Origin of the sequence: Candidatus Poriferisodalis sp. (assembly GCF_965221945.1) — a bacterium.
GTDB lineage: Bacteria > Actinomycetota > Acidimicrobiia > Acidimicrobiales > Poriferisodalaceae > Poriferisodalis.
This window is the reverse complement of record NZ_OZ244925.1, coordinates 3,639,232-3,658,472: the sequence shown is the minus strand read 5'-3', so window position 1 is coordinate 3,658,472 and position 19,241 is coordinate 3,639,232. Positions and strand designations below refer to the sequence as shown.

Annotated in this window: 14 protein-coding genes; 6 read left to right on the top strand and 8 right to left on the bottom strand. The window is 66.2% G+C overall.

Going from position 1 to position 19,241, the window contains the following annotated elements; all coding sequences use genetic code 11:
- Positions 1-5: 5 nt before the first annotated feature.
- Positions 6-395, top strand: a complete 390-nt coding sequence (locus ACOQPH_RS17115; protein WP_420622516.1) for a type II toxin-antitoxin system VapC family toxin — start codon at positions 6-8, stop codon at positions 393-395.
- Positions 396-473: 78 nt separating this feature from the next.
- Here the strand turns inward: ACOQPH_RS17115 and ACOQPH_RS17110 are convergent, their stop codons facing one another.
- The 6 genes from ACOQPH_RS17110 to ACOQPH_RS17085 all read right to left on the bottom strand — a co-directional run bounded on the left by ACOQPH_RS17110 (position 474) and on the right by ACOQPH_RS17085 (position 9,103).
- A complete protein-coding gene (locus ACOQPH_RS17110) occupies positions 474-1,676 on the bottom strand; it encodes an MFS transporter (RefSeq protein WP_420622515.1) in 1,203 nt (400 codons plus the stop codon).
- A gap of 90 nt (positions 1,677-1,766) precedes the next feature.
- Complete coding sequence (locus ACOQPH_RS17105; protein WP_420622514.1) at positions 1,767-3,875, bottom strand: sodium-translocating pyrophosphatase; 2,109 nt, start codon at positions 3,873-3,875, stop codon at positions 1,767-1,769.
- Between the two features lie 228 nt (positions 3,876-4,103).
- Entirely contained in the window at positions 4,104-5,951 is a 1,848-nt protein-coding gene (locus ACOQPH_RS17100; protein WP_420622513.1) for a cell wall-binding repeat-containing protein, read from the bottom strand.
- 132 nt (positions 5,952-6,083) lie between these two features.
- Positions 6,084-7,475 carry a Na+/H+ antiporter NhaA gene (gene nhaA / locus ACOQPH_RS17095; protein ID WP_420622512.1) on the bottom strand — a complete coding sequence of 464 codons (1,392 nt, stop codon included), beginning with the start codon at positions 7,473-7,475 and terminating at the stop codon, positions 6,084-6,086.
- Positions 7,476-7,552: 77 nt separating this feature from the next.
- Positions 7,553-7,921 carry an STAS domain-containing protein gene (locus ACOQPH_RS17090; protein WP_420622511.1) on the bottom strand — a complete coding sequence of 123 codons (369 nt, stop codon included), beginning with the start codon at positions 7,919-7,921 and terminating at the stop codon, positions 7,553-7,555.
- A gap of 57 nt (positions 7,922-7,978) precedes the next feature.
- A complete protein-coding gene (locus ACOQPH_RS17085; RefSeq protein ID WP_420622510.1) occupies positions 7,979-9,103 on the bottom strand; it encodes an LLM class flavin-dependent oxidoreductase in 1,125 nt (374 codons plus the stop codon).
- A gap of 168 nt (positions 9,104-9,271) precedes the next feature.
- On the opposite strand from ACOQPH_RS17085, the gene ACOQPH_RS17080 reads away from it, so the two are divergent.
- Both ACOQPH_RS17080 and ACOQPH_RS17075 read left to right on the top strand, forming a co-directional pair.
- Positions 9,272-9,997, top strand: a complete 726-nt coding sequence (locus ACOQPH_RS17080) for a TetR/AcrR family transcriptional regulator (RefSeq protein ID WP_420622509.1) — start codon at positions 9,272-9,274, stop codon at positions 9,995-9,997.
- A gap of 36 nt (positions 9,998-10,033) precedes the next feature.
- Positions 10,034-11,185, top strand: coding sequence for an MFS transporter (locus tag ACOQPH_RS17075; protein WP_419551600.1), 1,152 nt, complete (start codon positions 10,034-10,036; stop codon positions 11,183-11,185).
- A 128-nt stretch (positions 11,186-11,313) separates the two neighbouring features.
- Here ACOQPH_RS17075 and ACOQPH_RS17070 read toward each other — a convergent pair whose 3' ends face one another.
- Positions 11,314-13,350 (bottom strand): vWA domain-containing protein, encoded by a 2,037-nt coding sequence (locus ACOQPH_RS17070; protein ID WP_420622508.1) that lies wholly within the window; start codon positions 13,348-13,350, stop codon positions 11,314-11,316.
- A gap of 100 nt (positions 13,351-13,450) precedes the next feature.
- Positions 13,451-14,890, bottom strand: a complete 1,440-nt coding sequence (locus ACOQPH_RS17065; RefSeq protein ID WP_420622507.1) for a magnesium chelatase — start codon at positions 14,888-14,890, stop codon at positions 13,451-13,453.
- 83 nt (positions 14,891-14,973) lie between these two features.
- On the opposite strand from ACOQPH_RS17065, the gene ACOQPH_RS17060 reads away from it, so the two are divergent.
- The 3 genes from ACOQPH_RS17060 (at position 14,974) to ACOQPH_RS17050 (ending at position 19,239) form a co-directional block, all read left to right on the top strand.
- Entirely contained in the window at positions 14,974-16,203 is a 1,230-nt protein-coding gene (locus tag ACOQPH_RS17060; protein WP_420622506.1) for a hypothetical protein, read from the top strand.
- A gap of 214 nt (positions 16,204-16,417) precedes the next feature.
- Positions 16,418-17,248, top strand: a complete 831-nt coding sequence (locus ACOQPH_RS17055) for a succinate dehydrogenase cytochrome b subunit (RefSeq protein ID WP_420622505.1) — start codon at positions 16,418-16,420, stop codon at positions 17,246-17,248.
- A gap of 29 nt (positions 17,249-17,277) precedes the next feature.
- A complete protein-coding gene (locus ACOQPH_RS17050) occupies positions 17,278-19,239 on the top strand; it encodes a fumarate reductase/succinate dehydrogenase flavoprotein subunit (RefSeq protein WP_420622504.1) in 1,962 nt (653 codons plus the stop codon).
- Positions 19,240-19,241: the final 2 nt, after the last annotated feature.

Below are 19,241 nucleotides of genomic sequence, written 5' to 3'. Positions count from 1 at the left end.
TCTACGTGGAGTCCAGCGCGATGATGAAGCTGTACCGGCCGGAAGTCGGCTCCGATGAGACACTCCGCGCCGTCACCGCAGAGCGGGTGCCTGTTACCTCGCAACTCACGGAGATCGAAGTCCGCCGCAACTTCGTACGCCACTTCGCTGGCGAGGAGTTGGCAAGTGTGCAACGCCGGCTGCAGATCGACCTCGACGAGTTTGCGCTGATGAGCCTCGATGCGGATGTATGTGCGGACGCTGCCTGGATTGCAGAGGAAACGCTGTGCCGGTCGCTCGACGCCATCCACTTGGCAGCAGCCCGGCGAGCGAGTCCGAACGCGACCATGTTGACGTTCGATCAGCGTCAGGCGCAGGCAGCCCGCGCCATCGGCATGGCCGTCCTCGGCGCCTGATTCCGACCTGGCGTCAGATGGCTTCGCGCAGGATGACGAACTCAGCTTGCGCAGCGTGAGCCCGTTGCTGTCGCAGCGTTACTTCGTGACCGCAGCAGGGACGTAGCGGGCATCGGGGCTGAGGCGGGATGCCAGCACGACCGCCACGAGAGCGAGCGGCAGCAGCCACGCCAGTGCAACCCGGATGTCGCCGGTGATGTCGCCCAGGATTCCCACGGCGGGTTTCGCAACGGCGGTCATCAAGCCAGAGACGCCGAATATCACGCCGATGCCGGCCCCGGTCTGCGTAGGCGGTGCCAGCCGGCTGGCCATTGCCATCGAGACCGGGAACAGGCTGAATGTGCAAAACGAGATGCCGCCGAGGGCGACCAGCGAGAGTGCGCCGCCGGTGAGCGCGAACAGGCCCACGAACAGCGTGGTGCCCATGGCGGCGATCACCAGAACCGTGCGGCCGCCGGCTCGATCGAACGCCAAGCCCCCCAGCGGCTGGGCAACAACGCCGACCAGCAGGATGACGGTCAGGATCACCCCGGCATCGCTGGTGTCCCAAACCTTATCGACGAGCATCTTCACCGAAAAGTTGATGAAGCTCATGCCCACCATGGCCACTGCCCCAAACGACATCGCCAGCATCAGCAGCGGCTTGTTGAACGCACCGCGCAGCCGTACCGCCGGCGCAGCCGGAATCTCGCGGAGTCGCCACTGCAGGGTCGCGGCCGCGATCACCATCGGGATGGCCAGCGCCACCATGGTCAGTCGCCAGTTCAGGACCGAGACCGCCAGCACCACTGCCGCGGGCGCGGCGAAGTGTCCGAATGAACCGCCCCAGCCGTGGATACCCAGCATGCGACCACGCTTGTCGGGATAGGCAGAGACAATGAACGCCGTGGCCTGCGGGTGGTAGGCGGCGCCGCCGAGGCCGCAGAACAGGCTCAGCATCACGATCAACCAAAAGCTTGGCGACGCTGCCATCCCCAAGAACCCCACGGCCCCGATGACGAAGCCGAAGACCAAGATCCACCGCCGCCTGCCCCTGCGGTCAGCCTCGCCTCCCAGCACCGGCGAGAGCACACCAGTCAGCAGGGTGAACGCGAACGACAGCACGCCGAGGTCCGTGTAGCTCAAGCCGAACTCGTCGGCCAGGGCGGGGAGGAACGCGGGCAGCACCGTGACGTAGAAGTCGTTGATGGCATGCACCCCGACCAACACCATCAACACAGTCCGAGGCCGAACGGCAGCCTCATCGGCCACTAGGTGCGGCTCCGCTGCTGATTCGCGCACGACCGCGGACGCTACGCCACGGTTCGGCGGTATGTGCCCGAGCGCGATCGGGAGGTCGGGCTCGCTGAACTTGCCGAAGCCGCTTGGTGGTTAGAGGAAGGCGGGGACGAAGACCAGGCTGACGATGGTCATCACCTTGATGAGGATGTTCATGGCCGGGCCTGAGGTGTCCTTGAACGGGTCGCCGATGGTGTCACCGACCACGGCCGCCGCATGGGCATCGGTGCCCTTGCCGCCGTGGGCTCCCGCCTCGATGTACTTCTTGGCGTTGTCCCAGGCGCCGCCGGAGTTGGCCATGTAGATGGCCAGCAGGAAGCCGGTCACCACTGCCCCGGCCAGGAAGCCGCCGAGTGCGTTCACGTCGATGAAGCCGATAACCAGCGGCAGCACGATTGCGAGGCCACCGGGCAGGAGCATCTCGCGCAGCGCCGCCTGAGTGGAGATGTCCACGCAGCGGCGGCTGTCGGGCTTGACGCCCGGTTCGCCTTCCCGCAGACCCGGGATCTCGGCGAACTGACGGCGGACCTCCACGATCATCGCCTGAGCGGCCCGCCCCACCGAGGACATGGTGAGCGCCGCAAAGACGAACGGGGTCATGGCGCCGAGGAACAGGCCGATCGTGACCGCAGTGTCGTTGATGTCGAGGAACACCTGGTCGCCGGCGGTCAGGCTGAACGACTTGAACAGCGCCAGTGCTGTCACTGCGGCCGAGCCGACGGCGAAGCCCTTTGCGACTGCGGCGGTGGTATTGCCCAGTGCGTCAAGGCTGTCGGTGACGCCACGCACCTCAGGCGGCAGCTCGGCCATTTCGGCGATGCCGCCGGCGTTGTCGGCAATGGGCCCATAGGCGTCTACCGCCACGATCACGCCGGTTACTGACAGCATGCCGATGGCCGCCAGTGCCACGCCGTACAGCCCGATCACGTCGCCGGTTGAGCCGAAGGCCAGCCCACCGAACCAGTACGACAGGCCGATCATGCCGACCACGAGCACGACCGCTGGCAGCGTGGAGAGCTTGCCCTGCGCGATGCCTTCGATGGTGACGGTGGCTGCGCCCGTCTCGGACTGCTGGGCGATGCCCTTCACAGGCCGGTAGTGCTCGGAGGTGAAGTACTCCGAGGTAAACCCGATGGCCCAGCCGCCGAGCAGTCCGACGATGATCGTCAGCGCCAGGAAGATAGGTGCGCTGAGCACGTAGTCGCCGATTGTCGGGCTGCCGCTGAACAGCACCAGCGTGCCGACAACGGAGAACACCACCGTCAGTGCCATCGCGACGTACTGGCCGGTGTGCAGCTGACCCGACAGGCTTCGGCCCTCGCGGCCGCGCACAAAGAGTGCACCCACGATCGAGGCGATCATGCCGAGCGCTCCAATCAGGATCGGGTACATGAGGAGCCCTTCGGCAGCGCCGAAGTCGGAGGCCAAACTGTCACCCTCGAGGAAGACGGGTACCAGCAGCGAGGCGAGCACCACCGGCGCCACGATCGACCCTGCATAGGACTCGAACAGGTCTGCACCCATGCCGGCGACGTCGCCCACGTTGTCGCCGACCGCGTCGGCGATGGTTGCAGGGTTGCGGGGATCGTCCTCGGGAATGCCGGCCTCGACCTTGCCCACGAGGTCGCCGCCGACGTCAGCGGCCTTGGTGTAGATGCCGCCGCCGATGCGGGCGAACAGAGCGATCGAACTCGCGCCCAGGCCGAACGCGGCCACTACCTGGAAGGCCTGGTCGACGCCCAGCCACTTCACCCACAACAGGTAGTTGAACGAGATCCCCAACAGCGCCAGACCCGCCACGGTGAAGCCCATGACCGCGCCGCCCTTGAACGCCAGCGGCAGCGCCTTCGCGGCGCCTTGCCGGGCAGCGTTGGCCGTGCGGGTGTTGGCCGCAGTGGCGATGCGCATGCCGATGAAGCCCGCAACCGACGAGAGCACCGCACCCATGAGGTAGGCGAAGCTGGCCGCCGGACGGCCGTCGATAGGCACGACCAGCAGCAGCACGAACATCGCCGCCACGAAGACCGACACCCACGTGTACTCACGGCGCAGGAACGCCATGGCACCTTCGCGGATGGCAGCGCCGATTTCGCGCATCAGGTCGGTGCCCTGGTCCGCTCTCAGCACGACCTTGGCGAAGTAGTAGGCCAGAAGCAGGGCCAGCACGGAAGCAATCAGGGCCAGATACGGAACAGCAGTCACATGGACCTCACGGTGTCGCGTCGGGTTGGATGAGGAGTCGGGGCGCCGGACCCGCGGTGCACGTTCCAGCCGGGCCAGTGCCGCACACGCCCCGGGCACAGTTGGGGACAGCACGGCCAGAGCCGAGGCATCCACAACGCCTCCGAAACGCTAGGCCCCACGTCCACTAGCCGCAAACGCTCGGCAGTATGACCTGCGTTCGCGTTCGCAGCAAGTGCGCGCAGGCGTCTACTCGTGCACGTTGAAGGACCAGCTCAGCGGTTCGACAGCGGCTGAGGATTGGTAAGTGGCTGTCCATCTTCCTGGAATGAGCGGAGTATCGGCGATGAGGAACACCGCATTGCTCCCTTGCAAGATGGAAAGTCCAGTTCCTCCGTATACAGCGTCGGTCGTCGTATAGGTGTGCTCATCCACGCGGCACAGCGTGCCGTCGGCGGTTTGATGGTGTGAACCTCCAGGGCCGACAAGCTCGGCTACGGCCAGAGGGTCGGTATCAGTGGGAAGCATGATGATCAGCGGCAGTCCCACAGCGCCAGCGCGGTATCCCTCGCACGACTCGAGCGGCGAGGGCAACTCGCCCCGGAAGCGCATGAGTGGAACCCAACTACCAGGACCTGGAAATAGCACGATTTCGTCGTGGGTTGTGTGGCCAAGTCCGCGAATGACGTCCAATCCGGTGTTCAGTCCAAAGCCGTCGACGCGCGCGAAAGCGACGCTCTCGAGTTGGGGGCGCAAGATACCGATGGCATGAAATGGGGCAGCCATCCATTGATCGATTGCCGCGGCATCGCTCGTCGCGACGCCCAAGTTGGATGATCGACCCGCGGCAGCGCCAGCGTCGCTGTAGTGGGGGCTTGCCGGATTCTCATAATGCGCATTCGCGTACGTACCGATCCGAAGCGAGGGGTCGGTGAGTCGAAGGTATTCGAGATGCTTCCTTATTCCGTCCGAACGATCGGGACGGTCCACAACTTCGGAGAGCCCCGATCCGGTTCGGTAAGCGTTGATACGGGCTAGCCACGTCGTCGGGAGCCGTTCAGGTTCAACTTGATTGGCCTGCGCGTACAGCGCCGCCGAGGCAGCAGCGCCGATTCGGTCGGTGTCGGCGATCCGCACTATCGAAACTGGGTCGAGAAGTGCCGCTAGCTCCGTCTCAATACTGCCAGTCAATGTGGCGACGCTGCCGACCAACACCACATCAGTCGGGGCGAGACGGGTAACCGCATCGCTGCTGGAGGCTCCGAGCGTGTCTGTGTTGGAGAACAGCACGCTGCCGCCCAGCGCCGCGGCCAGCGGAGCAGCGATGCCCACATCCGCTGGCGACCAGCCGTTGGCGACCACCACTGGGCTGCCGGCAGGTGCGGCCGCCAACAGCGCTGCCTTGGCAGCACTGTCAATCCGGTCGGCGCCGGCGAGCCGCTCGACCGGAACTCTGTCGAGGAGTTCGGCGAGCTGTGCCTCGATGTCCGTTGACAGAGCGGCGGTTCCGCCCATAAGGATGATCTTGGACGGCGCCAGCTGAGCCAACGCTGTGACCGTGGATTCACCGAGCTCGGGTTGAGACGAGAACAGCACGCTGCCGCTCAGTCCCGCGGCCAGTGGCGCTGCAGCGCCCACGTCAGCGGGCGACCAGCCGTTAGCGACCACCACCGCCCGACCCGGGGGAGCGGCTGGCCAGTAGAACGCCGCTGCTCTTGCCGCAGTATCGATCCGGTCGGCGCCGCTGAGGCGATCGACGCGCACACTCGGCAAGAGTTCGAACAGCTCGTCATCAATCGCAGCGGTCAGCGCCGCAGTGCCGCCCATAAGGATGATCTTGGACGGCAAGAGCTGCTTCAGCGCATCCGCTGTCGCCGTGCCGAGTGCGTCCGCCGACGCATACAGCACGCGTCCGCCCAGTCGATTCGCCAACGGCGCCGCAGCGCCCACATCCGCGGACGACCAGCCGTTTGCAATCACCACTACGCCGCCGCCCGACGTGTCGGTTTGCGCCGCCCCCAACGGCTGCACGGCCAGTGTCACGCCGAGCAACACCGCTAGACACACGAGGCCGAACAGCCAGCGGAACCTTGTCACGGTCATGAGAAGCTAGTTGCCGCTGTGCGAACGGCGTGCAGAGAGCGCACCGAACCGAGATTTCGGTCATGGCCGACACCACTGTCGCAGTCTCGAGGGCCAGCCAATGGGAGAGTATTCCGGGGAGCGAGGCTAGCTATCGGCGGCTGCAGACTCCGGCGGCGCGCTGCGGTCGCTGATCATGCCGAGCGGCGCTTCGCCGGGGTGATCGCCTGCCTTGCCCGACAGCGCCAGCACGACAAGTGCCGCAATACCGGCGCACGCGGATGCGAACAGGATGCCGATCTTGGCGAGGTCGGTGATGCCGCCGTCGTCGAACGCCAAGCCCGTGATGAAGATCGACACGGTGAAGCCGATACCCGCCGCGAAACCCATGCCGATGAACTGCGGCCAGTTCATTCCCTCGGGCAGGTTGAATCCGAAGCGGGTCGCTACCCAGGTGAACAGCGTGATCCCGACGGGCTTGCCGACAACCAGGCCCGCCACCACGCCCCAGGTCACCGGCGAGCCCGCAGCATCGGAGATCGCGTCGCCCGACAACGGCACGCCAGCGTTCGCGAGGGCGAACAGCGGCACGATGAGAAATGCCGTGAACGGGTGGAACAGCGTCTCCAGCCGTTCGGTCATCGGCACTGATTCCTGCACCAGGAACGATGCTTGGTGGACTTGCTCGATGCTGGGACGTTCCGGCAGATGATCCACCACGTCCTGAGCCTGCCCCCGGCCGAGCAGCGGCCTGGCAGGCGTCAGGAGGCCCAGCGCGACACCAGCGATGGTGGCATGGACACCAGATTCGAGCGTGGCGTACCAGGCAACCAAACCGATCACCCAGTAGATCTCGAGGGCCCAAACCCGCATCACGGTGAGCAGCCTGATGACCACGAGGAGCGCGACGGCGAACAGCAGCCACTTGAGGTTCAGGTCGCTCGTGTAGAAGATGGCGATCACGGCAATGGCGCCGATGTCGTCGACGATGGCCAGTGTCAGCAAGAACAGCTTGAGCATCGGCGGAATCCGCGAGCCCAGCAGCGCCACCACGCCCACGGCGAATGCGATGTCGGTGGCCATCGGTATGCCCCAGCCCGACGCCGCATCCCCGGACGGATTCGCCATGAAGTACAGCAGCGCCGGCACGACCATCCCGCCGATTGCGGCAATCGCCGGCAACGTGGCTGCGCGCACACTTGCGAGATAGCCCGTCACCAGCTCCCGCTTGATCTCCAGCCCGACCACGAAGAAGAACAACGCCATGAGCGCGTCGTTGACGAACTCCACGAACGTCAGCGGGTGCAGCTGAAAGCTGCCGATCGTGATGTCGATGTGGTTGTGCCAGAAGTTGAAGTAGGTGTCGCTTCCGGGCGAATTTGCCCAGATGAGCGCTGCCGCGGTCGCCAGCAACAACAGCACGCTGCCGGCCACCTCGCGGTGGACGAATTTCAGGATTGGCCGCGCCAAGAATCGAGCAAGCCGGCTGTTTCCGCCTGCGAAGGTCTCCCGCTGGTACAGGTACTCCGAACCGGCCATACGGGCGCACAGGATACGGCCGCTACCTCGGAGGCCTTGACGCCGATCAGCCTGAGGGGAGCCTCGTTCCCGGATGTTCAGCCGACGGCGAGACGCTGCAGGGCGTCTTGTATCCCAGAAGCAATTTCAAAGAGCGGCTCGACACCGGCGTCGACCAGCGTGGCGCCGATTTCAGGGCTCGTGACGACCAGCGACATTGCGCCCCCAGCGCCCTGACAGCGCCGCCGAGCGTCGAGCAGAACGCCGAGGACCACCGGTGCCAGCAAGTCGACATCGGACAGGTCGACTATGAGCCTCGGCGGCGATCCCGCAGCGGCCAGCGCCGATCTCACGGCACTGTCCAGAGACGCAATGGCCCCCAGATCGAGTTCGCCACGCGGGGTCACGACGACGGCCCCCGAACCGTCTGCTGCGGTGACTGTGCGCTCGGAGATGCCGGAGATCAACCCAGCCCCCGATGCCGTCGGTCCGGGGGCGGCTGGGCCATGGGCTCCCGGTCCGGCTCAGGCAAAGCGCGGCATCACCTTGTCAGTGATGAGTTCGAGCGACGAGATGATCTGGTCGCCTGAGTGAATGCCTTGGGGCACCAACAGGAACAGCTCGTCGATGCCGAGCAGCGTCTGCGCTTCTTCGATTTGGCGGCTGATCGTGTCGGGGCTGCCGACGAGCTGCAACGGCATGCCCTGACCGAACTGGATGGCCCACTGATTCCAGAACCACTCCATGTCAGCGAACTGGCGCCAGGCCTCCTCGTCGGTGGGCGCGCACACCGCCACACCGCCCCAGCCGCACTCGTGCCCGCGGGGCTTCTCGACTCCGTGGCGGGCGGCCTCTTCCCGGTACGCCTTCCAGAGCGCCTCGCAGAAGTCCATCTTGTCGCTCAGCACGATCGGTGTGCCGCCGTAACGCGCCCAGAACACGGCCGAGCTCATCGACATCGTGAAACCGCCGTACAGCGGCGGGTGCGGTGACTGCAGTGGGCGCGGGGCGATGCCGATCTCACGGATGGTCATGTCGGTATCCACGCCGGCGCCGTAGTCGGAATACACGGTGTGGGTGTGCGGGTTGAGGTTGTCGTTGGGGAAGCGCCAGAACTCGCCCTCATAGGAGAACGTGTCGTTGCGGAGCGCCGTCAGCACCACATCGACGAACTCCTCGAAGTACCGGCGGTTGTACTCGTCCTCGTAGGTGCCGCGGTTCCACTTGCCGACCGCGGCGAGGTCGGGACGGATCTTGAACTGGTCCACCCAGCGGTGCTGGTAGCCGCGCACCGCCCCGAAGCACAGCCGCCCGCCGGTCATGTGGTCGAGCGTTGCCACCTGCTCCGCCACCCGCAGCGGGTTGTGAGTGGTCGACACGTACCCGCAGGCAATTGGCCGCAGCCGGCTGGTGTGCTGGGCGATCCAGCTGGCCATCAGATTCAAGTCGTTGGAGATCTCGAAGCCCTCGATCTGCAAATGGTGCTCGGGGTGGCCGAAGCCGTACCAGCCGGTCTCGTCGGCGAAGCGTGCGATCTCGGCAATCTCGCCGAGCATGCGCTGGTAGTAGTCGTTGTTGAGCCCTGCGAGGCCGGCTTCCAGCTCGTGGCGGCGGCCGATCGTGCAGTACATGAACAAGCTGAACTTCACCCCGGCCCCCGTCGGCTCGACCCGCAGCCGCCCTGCGCGACCGCTTCGCGGAGTGTAGGTGAGCGCACTTCGGCACGGCCCGGCGGATGCCTCGTGCAGGTGTCAAGACACTGCTGCGTGTTCGGCCACTGCATGAGCGCTCGTTCAGGACTAAGTTCTTTCTCGGTTATGGACAGCACCGACGCAGCCTCCGGCGGTTCAGGCGCAACCGCCGGCAGCTCTGCCGAGTCGGGCCCCACAGACAGCACCGTCGCCACTGAAGCCGAAGAGAACAACGGCAACGACAATGGCCGTCGGATCCGCAAGGGCGAGCGCAGCCGGATGCGCATTCTGGATGCTGCCGCGCGCCTGCTCTCGTGCCACGGCTACGCCGCCACCACCCTCACCGACATCGCCGGCGCCGCCGAGATGCAGGCCGGCAGCCTCTACTACCACTTCGACTCGAAGGACGCGATCGTCGAGGAGGTGCTGCGTGTCGGCATCGACCACGCCCGCGAGGCCATCGATGCAGCGCTTGAAGCCCTAGGCCCCGAGGCGAGGGGCTCGGAACGACTGGCGGAAGCCATCGTTGCCTATGTCAACTGCATCGTCGCCGAGAGCAGCTTCACGGTGGCCAACATCCGCTGCTACAACGAATCGCCCCCGCACACCCGCGACCAGCTGACCAGCGCCCTACGCGAGTTCACGAACCTCTGGGTGGGCCTGCTCGCCGAAGGTCAGTCCGACGGCTCCCTGCGCGCCGACACGAACGCCAAAGTTCTGGCCCGGATCATGATCTCGGGCCTCAACTCCCTGGCCAACTGGTACCGCCCCGGCGGCGAACTCCGCCTAGAAGACCTAGCCCGCCAATTCGCCGACATGGTCCTGGGCGGCCTCACCCCGGCACGCGCCTGAACTCCGAGTACTCGCTCACACCAGTAGCGTCCGCTGGTGCAATTCCCCATCCGGCTCGCGCTGCTGCTGCGACCGACGGTCAAGATCGGCATCCTGCTCGCGGTCGGCTTCAGCGTCCTCGCCTTCGTTTCGACGCCGTTCCTGTTGCCGGAGATCACTGATCACTACGGCATCAGCCTCGGCGTGGCCTCCTTGATCGGCGTGTTCCAACTGGGCGGATTCGTGGTGACCTCATGGGGCGCCGGTCGCTGGCTGCAGCCACGCGGGTGGGTGTTCGTCACCAGTCTCGGGGCAGCCGCGGCGGCCAATCTGGCTTCGGCCGCCCTGCCCGCGTTCGCGATGCTCGTGGCGTTGCGGCTCCTCAGCGGTCTCGCACTGGGGCTTGTGGCCTGGTACGGATGGGTGCAGGCCTTCGGCGACACGCGCCGAATGGACGATGTGGCGGTGACGGGCCCCATGGTCGGGCTGATCGCGGCACCGCTCATCTCGGTGCTCCTCACCGCTGGCGGCGCTCGGCTCGTGTTCGGCGCGCTGGCGGTTGTGTCACTCGTCCCTCTGGCGTTCGGTTACCGAAGCGAAGTGGACCATCTCCCCAGAACGGCCAAGCGCAACCGTGCCGTGCCGGCCGCCCGGATCCTGCTGATCTGTCTGGGTCTGTTCACCCTCGGCGGCTCTTCGGTCTTCGTGTTCGCCGTGGTCCTGGGAACCGCCAACACATCAATGTCAGTGACGGTGATCGCCGTCGGCTTCAGTCTCAACGCCCTGGTTGCGATCCCGGCGGTTCGATGGAAGGCCCCCCGCAAGTTCCCCAGCCCCCCGATGGCAGCCGCAGCGGCGTGCGTGATCCTCATCGCGACATCAGCGCATTCGTGGTTGTTCTTCGGTGCGCTCGTGGCGTGGGGCTTCTTTTTCTGGCTGGCGATACCGGGAGTGTTCGAAGTCCTGGCCAGCCGGTCCCGCTATCCCGAAGAACGTGCCGGCGACGCCCAAGCAGTCATGGCCGCAGGCCGCGCCGGCGGACCGCTGCTGGGCGGCCTGCTGATCGACGGCCTCGGCACCACCGCGCTGGGCGTCGTGGGCGCAGGGCTCGTCCTGATCGCTGCCATCGGTGTCTTCACCGTTCGCAACGTCGCCCCACCCCTGCCGACCCCAGACGACACCCAAACAACGCTCGGCTCAAAGACATAAGGGGGCGCGGGGGCGGCGGTGTCCGCGCGCAGTCATGCAGCGCCCCTGCGACCCCGCGCCCCAGCAAAGGCGCTGCGTCTGTTTGAAGCACGGACGCCGCCGTCGCCGTGCCCCCGGGAGAACGGCCGCTAGAGCCGGCCGCTGGTAATCAATCGACGACGGTGCTCAAGAAAATCCACCAGCACGTAATCACCAAGATTCTGAGGACTGGTGAAGAAAGCCCGCCCCCCGTTCATCTCGGTCATCTTCTCCACGAACGCCCGCAAGTAGCTGTTCGGGTCGAGCATGAACACATTGATGCGAATGTCCTCACGGGTCGCCCGCGTTACCTCCAGCAGCGTGGCCTCGATGGTCTCGCGCACCGGCGGGTAGGCGAAGTATGGCCGGCCGTCGCGGGCGAGGTGGGCGGTCGGCTCGCCGTCGGTGATCATGATGATCTGCTTCGAACCGGTCTGGCGGGCCAGCAGGCGTCGGGCGATCATGAAGCCGTGCTGCATGTTGGTGCCGTAGGCGAAATCCCACGACACCTCCGGCAACTGGGCCGCCGTCAGCTCCTTCGCCGATTCGGCGAAGCCCACGATTCCCAAGTAGTCGCGCGGGAACTGCGTCGAGATCAGCGAGTGCAGCGCCATCGTGACCTTCTTGGCCGGCAGGAAGTTGTCGCGCATCGGCATCGACAGCGACAGGTCCAGCATCAGCACGGTTGAGGCTCGCGAAAGCAGCTCGGAGCGTTCGATCTCGAAGTCGTCCGGTGTGAGCTGCACCGGCGTGCCGGTCCCCTGCCGGGAGACGGCATTGCGCACGGTTCGCTCGATGTTCAGGTTGAACGTGTCACCGAACTCGTACTGCTTGGTCTCGTAGGCGAATTCGTGGCCGACGCCCGACTTGCGCACCTGGTGGCTGCCCACCTTGTCGTCCATGAGGCGGTTGAACAGGTCGCCGAGCGCGTTCTGCCCGATGCGGCGAAGCGCCCGCGGCGTCAGCTCCAAGCGACCCTCGGTGTGCTGCGCAAGGCCTGATTCCTCGAGCATGCGGGCCATCTCGCTGAGTCGCTCCAGCGCTTCGGCGGACTGGTTGCCCAGCAACTCACGGACCCGCTCGGGATCAACTTCGGCCAGTGCCGACGGGCTGACAGCGCCCTGCAGCATCTCCGATAGCGCGTCCAGATCGCCAAGCTGGCCCATCACGTCGGCCGCCTGGGACATCGACAGCGGATCATCGCCGCCGAACTGGTAGTTGCGATCCCAGCCCATGTCAGGAAACGCCTGCTGGAGGTTCTGCGCGAGCTGCTGGGCCTGCCACTGCAGGTCCATGTCGTCCATGAGCTGCGCGGCCAGGTCGGCCAGCTGCTGTCGCTGGGCGGGGGTCATCGAGTTCAGCATCGAGGCCATGGCTGCCATGCGCCTGGCCATGATCTCCAGCAGCTCGTCAAGGCTCCGGGGATTCTCGGGAAAGAAGTCGCCGTAGCGGTCCATGAAGCCCTCGAAGTCGGGCTCGGTGCCGCGGGCACGCTGTTCGAGCATCTGGTTGAGCTCGGCCATCATGTCCTTGGTGCGGGCCAGGTCTTCGGGGCTCATATTGCCCATCGCCCCGGTCATCTGGTCGAAATAGCTCTGGGCGACTTCCTGGCGCAGCCGCTCGACCAACTCGTTGAATTGCTCGCGGGCCTCCGGTGAGACGAAGTCGTAGTTCTGCAAGCCGCGCATCTTCCCGGCCAGGTCCGGGGGAAGCATGTCGAGCTGCAGGTTGCGCCCGGCTGCGCTGGACTCGGCGATCTCTTGCCGGCGCTCATCGCCGCTGTCGGCTGCGTCCTGTGAGAATTCCTCCAGCGCTTCGCGCTCGGTGTCGGTGATCTCGTCGAGCTCGCGGGCGATGTCGTCGTACACCCCGCCGAGATCGAATTGCTCCAGCATTTCCTTGCGGCGTTCGCGCAGGCGCTCGATCATCTCGCGCAGGCCTTCGAGCCGGTTGCCCTCGGCGTCGGTGAAGCCCTGCTGCATGAGCCGGCGCAGGGCGGCGTTCAGATCGCCGTGATACAGCAGGTCGTCGGTCATCTCGGCGAACAAGCTGTCCGCGTCGAAATCGAAGCCGGTCTGGGTGCCGTCCCACGCGGAGTAGCGGAACCGGGCGCCCTCGCGACGGGCCCGGCGCCAGCGGATCTTCACTGCCTTGCCCCGTCGGCCGCAAGCGCAGCCACGCGCCTCGGGAATGCAGAACTCCCCGGCATGAGCATCACTCTGTCACGGTCGCAGCCCTCGCAGCGACTCAGCCCCGCGAGCGGTATGTCGCCCGGGCGCCCACGTGCTCCTTGTTGAGCCGCTTGGACAGGTGCAGTCCCTCCAGCACCAGCTCCACGGCCGAGGCGAGCACGGCGGGGCCGGCTCCTTCACCCGACTGCGGGTCGGTTGACGCCGCAACCAGCGATTCCGTGGCGACGGCCAGCGCTTGGTTGCCGGCGAGCAGCTCCATGTAGGCCTCTGAGCCGAGGTCGTCGCCGGTGTGCACCACCTTCCCCTCGCCGAAGCTGGCCACTACGTCGCTCAGCTCGTCGGGCGAGAAGCGGTTCTTGAAGACCTCCAGCACCGCTGCACGGAGCATGGTCTCGACGATCTTGCCGTCTCGGCCTTCCTCCATCGACTCGATCTCGATCTTGCCCGCGGTCGAGCTCATGAGCGATTCCAAGTCGCTGACTCGGGGCACCACGTGGCGCTCGCCTCGCTGCAGCGCCCGGCGGGTGGCGTTCGCAACCAGCGTCTCGCTGTTGGTAACCGTCATGCGCACCGACACGCCCGAGCGCTGGTTGACGTGGCTGCTGGAACGAGCCACATGGCTGAACGTGGCCACGATCTCCGACATGAAGTCGGGCAGGGTGACCTTGACGCCGCCATCGAAGTCCGCGAGGTCCAAGGGGCGGGCCTCCGCCGCCGCGATGTCCATCTCGGTGTCCACATCAAGGGGGTAGTGGGTGCGGATCTGCGCACCGAAGCGGTCCTTGAGCGGCGTGATGATGCGGCCACGGTTCGTGTAGTCCTCAGGATTGGCCGTCGCCAGCAGCAGTACATCCAGTGGCAGGCGGATCTTGTAACCCCGGATCTGCACGTCACGTTCCTCGAGCACGTTGAGCAGGCCCACCTGGATGCGTTCGGCAAGGTCGGGCAGCTCGTTGATGGCGAAGATGCCGCGGTTGGTGCGCGGCACCAGTCCGTAGTGCAGCGTCAACTCGTCGGACAGGTACCGGCCCTCGGCCACCTTGATGGGATCGACCTCACCGATGAGGTCGGCGATCGAGGTGTCGGGAGTGGCCAGCTTCTCGCCATAGCGGATGCTGCGGTGCGCCCACGCAATCGGAGTGTCGTCGCCGTGCTCGGCAACGAGGTCGCGGGCGTGACGGGAAACCGGGTTGTAGGGGTCGTCGAAGATCTCCGAGCCCTCGATGTAGGGCATCCACTCGTCCAGCAGGTCCACCAGTGAGCGGATCATGCGGGTCTTGGCTTGGCCCCGCTCGCCTAGAAACACCACGTCGTGACCAGCCAGCATGGCGTTCTCGAGTTGGGGCAGCACCGTGTTCTCGTAGCCCAGCACGCCCTCGAACAGCGGCTCGCCCGCTGCGACGGCCTTCGCGGCGTTCGCACGCATCTCGTCTTTGACCGGTCGGGAGACCCAGCCGATCTTGCGCAGTTCGCCGAGCGTCGTGGGTTGGGTCATGGCGGCAACCTAGTGGTCTGCTGATGGACAGGCGCGGGGACTGTCGCGCCAAGAGCTCCGGCAACGACCGGTACCGTCACGACGTGAGCGTCGAATGGTCGCTGGACGGCGACTGGCTGGTGCGAGCAGCGGGGCACGGCGAGTGGCGCACGGTGGCCGACCGCACGCTCGACGAGTCGGGCTGGCAGAAAACTGCCACTCCCGGCCGGTGGTGGCTCGATCCCGGCCTCGGCGGAAAGAGCGCAGTTCTGTACCGGCGGCGCTTCGATCTGTCGCCAGATCTCGAGTCTCAACTCCGCAGCGATGCGAACTCCGACGCTCGCTGGTGGTTCGTTGTGAGCGGCTTGTGCGAGCTCGGCCACCTGTGGCTCGACGGCACGTACCTGGGCGACCTCAGTGGGCGCCACGCCGAACACGCCTTCGAGGTGAATCAACTGCTGCGCACCGGCCAAGAGCATCTGCTAGCCGTTGAGGCTGCGCGCGGAAATGTTCAAGTGCCCCAGGGCGCGGACGCGCAGGTGTGGATCGAACAGACCGGCCCGGCGCGCATCGAACGCGTCCGTGCGCTGGTGATCGAAGCCAACTACGACAGGGCAGTGCTGCGCATCGCCGCCAACGTGGACAGCTCCGGCACTCACAGATGCGAAGTCACGACCGCCGTGCTCCCGATCGGCGTCCGGCGTGCCGGCGCCCCAGGTGCCGACGCAGCAGGAAACAGTGCGGCGTTGGGCAACGGCCTGGCCAAGTCGGAACCGGTCCTGGCCCGCGGGCGCAACGAGCTGGAGTGGCTGGTGGCTTTGGAACGACCGACGTTGTGGTGGCCGGCGGGCATGGGCGCCCAACCGCAGTACCGCATCGACATCGACGTCGCTGTCGACGGGTGCTCCAGCCACGCCGTGCAGCGCTCAACCGGCATCCGGACGGTGGCAGTTCGAAGGGGCGAGTGGTTCGTCAACGGAGAGCCGTACCGGCGAGAAGCCCCCGCACTGGTAACGGTGGAACACGACGTCGCCCATCGCAGTACCTACGAAGCTGCAGATGCCGCCGGCACGCTGCTGTGCCAGCAGTTCACGCTCGAGCCCAACGTGTTTGTCGGCGCAGAGCGTGGTCTGCGCGCGCTCGCCATCCGGGAATCTGCGGCCGCTGTCGAGGGGGTCGGCCACCATCCCAGCGTGGCCGCCTGGCAGCCGGTGCAACCCTCCGGCGGGCGGCGCCGTGCACCGTGGATCCGTCCATGGGTCGAACGCACCCTGCGCCACGCCATGCGTTCCGCCGATCCCACCCGCCCGGTGCACTCGGGGTCGGGGGTGTAGCTCCCCGCTGTGTCCCCAGCAGGGCGAACCTGGCGCGCTCGGCGGGGCCGGCCAACTCCAGCCCGCCGACAGTGAGCACTGCAGCAGGCGCGCAAGTACCGTACGGCGTTGGCGCGTCCGGCCAGCGGGTCGCGCCCTGCAACCTCAGCCGCGCTGACCGGCTGGTTGCACGCAATACTGGGTCGCCGCACCACGCCACCCCCAGGAGGAGCACATGGCGCCGACTGCCACGCAGGCCGCCGGGTCTGCACCGGTGTTCAAGACCAAGCGCCCGCTGCCGTTCCCGCTGAACATCTACCAATCAGCAGTCGGCCGCAAGTGGGTGATGGCGTTGACGGGCATCGGGCTGCTGGGCTTCGTGATCGTCCACATGATCGGCAACCTGCACCTCTACGAGGGCCCCTCGCGGATGTACGAGTACGCCGAGACGCTGCGGGACCTCGGCGGCGGTCTGCTGCCTCGCACGCTGCTGCTGTGGATCATGCGGGTCGGGCTGCTGGCCATGTTCCTGGTGCACCTGCACTCGGCGTACACGCTGAAGGAACGCAGTCGGCTGGCCTCCGACCGGGCCAGCTTCGTAGGGGGCACCAAGAAATACGAGTCCAAGCGTGACTACATCGCCGCCAACTACGCCTCGCGCACCATGCGCTGGACGGGTCCGATCGTGGGCCTGTACGTGCTGTTCCACGTTGCCGATCTCACGTGGGGTTGGTGGTTGGGTGACGCCTACGTGCGGGGCAACCCGTACCACAACGTGGTCGAATCGCTCTCGTCCATCCCCGTGGCGATCATCTATGTCGTGGCCAACTTGGCGCTGGCCATCCACATCTTCCATGGCACCTGGAGCATGTTCCAGAGCCTCGGCGTGAACAATCCGCGCTACAACGGTCTGCGCCGCAACCTGGCGACGGTGCTGGCCGGCGTGATCCTCGTCGGCAACATGTCATTCCCGATTCTCGTCCAAGCGGGCCTCGTCGACGAGGACAACGCCAAGTGCAGCAGCGTCGATCTTGAGTGCTTGGCCGACGAGGCGGAGGCACATTAGATGCAGCGAAGAGGCGGAGGCTCACTGGGATGGCTTCTGAGAGGGCTGACGCGGCGATGAACGGTTCATCGAACGGCGTGCTCGACGACCAGGTGCCCGATGGGCCCATGGCAGACAAGTGGCAGAACCACAAGTTCTCCATGAAGTTGGTCAACCCGAACAACAAGCGCCGCTTCGAGATCATCGTGGTGGGCACCGGACTGGCGGGCGCCTCAGCGGCAGCGTCGCTGTCTGAGCTGGGCTACCGGGTGAAGGCGTTCACCTTCCACGATTCGCCCCGCCGGGCGCATTCGATCGCTGCACAGGGCGGCATCAACTCAGCGAAGAACTACACCAACGACGGCGACTCGGTTCACCGGCTCTTCTACGACACCGTCAAAGGCGGCGACTACCGCAGCCGCGAGGCGAACGTGCACCGCCTGGCCGAGGTGTCGCTGAACATCATCGACCAGTGCGCCGCTCAGGGCGTGCCGTTCGCACGCGAGTACGGCGGGCTGCTCGACAACCGCAGCTTCGGCGGCGCGCAGGTCAGCCGCACCTTCTACGCCCGGGGCCAGACCGGCCAGCAGCTCCTGCTGGGCGCCTATCAGGCACTCGCCAAGCAGGTCGCAGCCGGAGCGGTCGAGCTTTATACCCGCAGCGAGATGCTGGACCTGGTGACCAAGGACGGTCGGGCCTGCGGCATCGTGACTCGCGACCTGGTCTCCGGAGAGATCGAGGCCCACTCCGCGCACGCGGTGGTGCTGGCGACCGGCGGCTACGGCAACGTCTATTACCTGTCCACCAACGCCATGGCGTGCAACGTCACCGCCGCGTGGCGGGCGCACCGGCGCGGGGCGTACTTCGCCAACGCTTGCTACACGCAGATCCACCCCACCTGCATCCCGGTCAGCGACGAGTTCCAGTCGAAGCTGACGCTGATGTCGGAGTCGCTGCGCAACGACGGCCGTATCTGGGTGCCCGAGACGATGGACGACGCTCGCTCACCCGACCAGATCCCCGAGTCCGACCGTGACTACTACCTCGAGCGCAAGTACCCGGCCTTCGGGAACCTGGTGCCGCGTGACGTGGCGAGCCGCAATGCGAAGACCGTCGTGGACCAGGGCAAGGGCGTCGGGCCGCTGCGCAACGGCGTCTATCTCGACTTCGCCGAGGTCATAGCCCGCGAGGGCAAAGCGGCGGTGGCGGCGAAGTACGGGAACCTCTTCGACATGTACGAGCGCATCACCGGGGAGAACCCCTACGAGGGGCCCATGCGCATCTACCCGGCCACGCACTACACGATGGGCGGTCTGTGGGTCGACTACCACCTCATGACCACGGTTCCGGGCTGCTACTCCATTGGCGAGGCCAACTTCTCCGACCACGGGGCGAACCGGCTTGGTGCCTCGGCGCTGATGCAGGGCCTGGCGGACGGCTACTTCGTGCTGCCCTACACCATCGGCGACGACCTGGCTGGGAGGCTCGGCGAGTCGGTGGTGCCGCTGGACGACCCGGCGTTCACCCAGGCGGTTGCCGGGGTCACCGATGCCACCCAGCGGTTTCTGTCGATCGGCGGCACTCGCTCGGTGGACTGGTTCCACCGGGAGCTGGGCAAGATCGTGTGGGACTGCATCGGCATGGAACGCACCCGGGAAGGCTTGGAGAAGGCCTTGTCCGAGATCCCAGCGCTCGAGGCCGAGTTCTGGGCGGACCTGCGGGTACCGGGATCGGGCGCAAATTTGAATTCGGGTTTGGAGAAGGCCGGCCGGGTCGCCGACTTCTTCGAGCTGGCCAAGCTGATGGCCCGCGACGCGCTCGTTCGCGCGGAGAGCTGCGGCGGGCATTTCCGGAACGAGCACCAGACTCCCGAGGGCGAGGCGCAGCGCGATGACGAGAACTTCGCGCACGTCGCCGCGTGGGAATGGAACGGGCCCGACGAGACGCAGACCCGTCACACCGAGGAGCTGGACTTCGAAGTGGTGGCACTGACACAGCGGAGCTACAAGTGAGC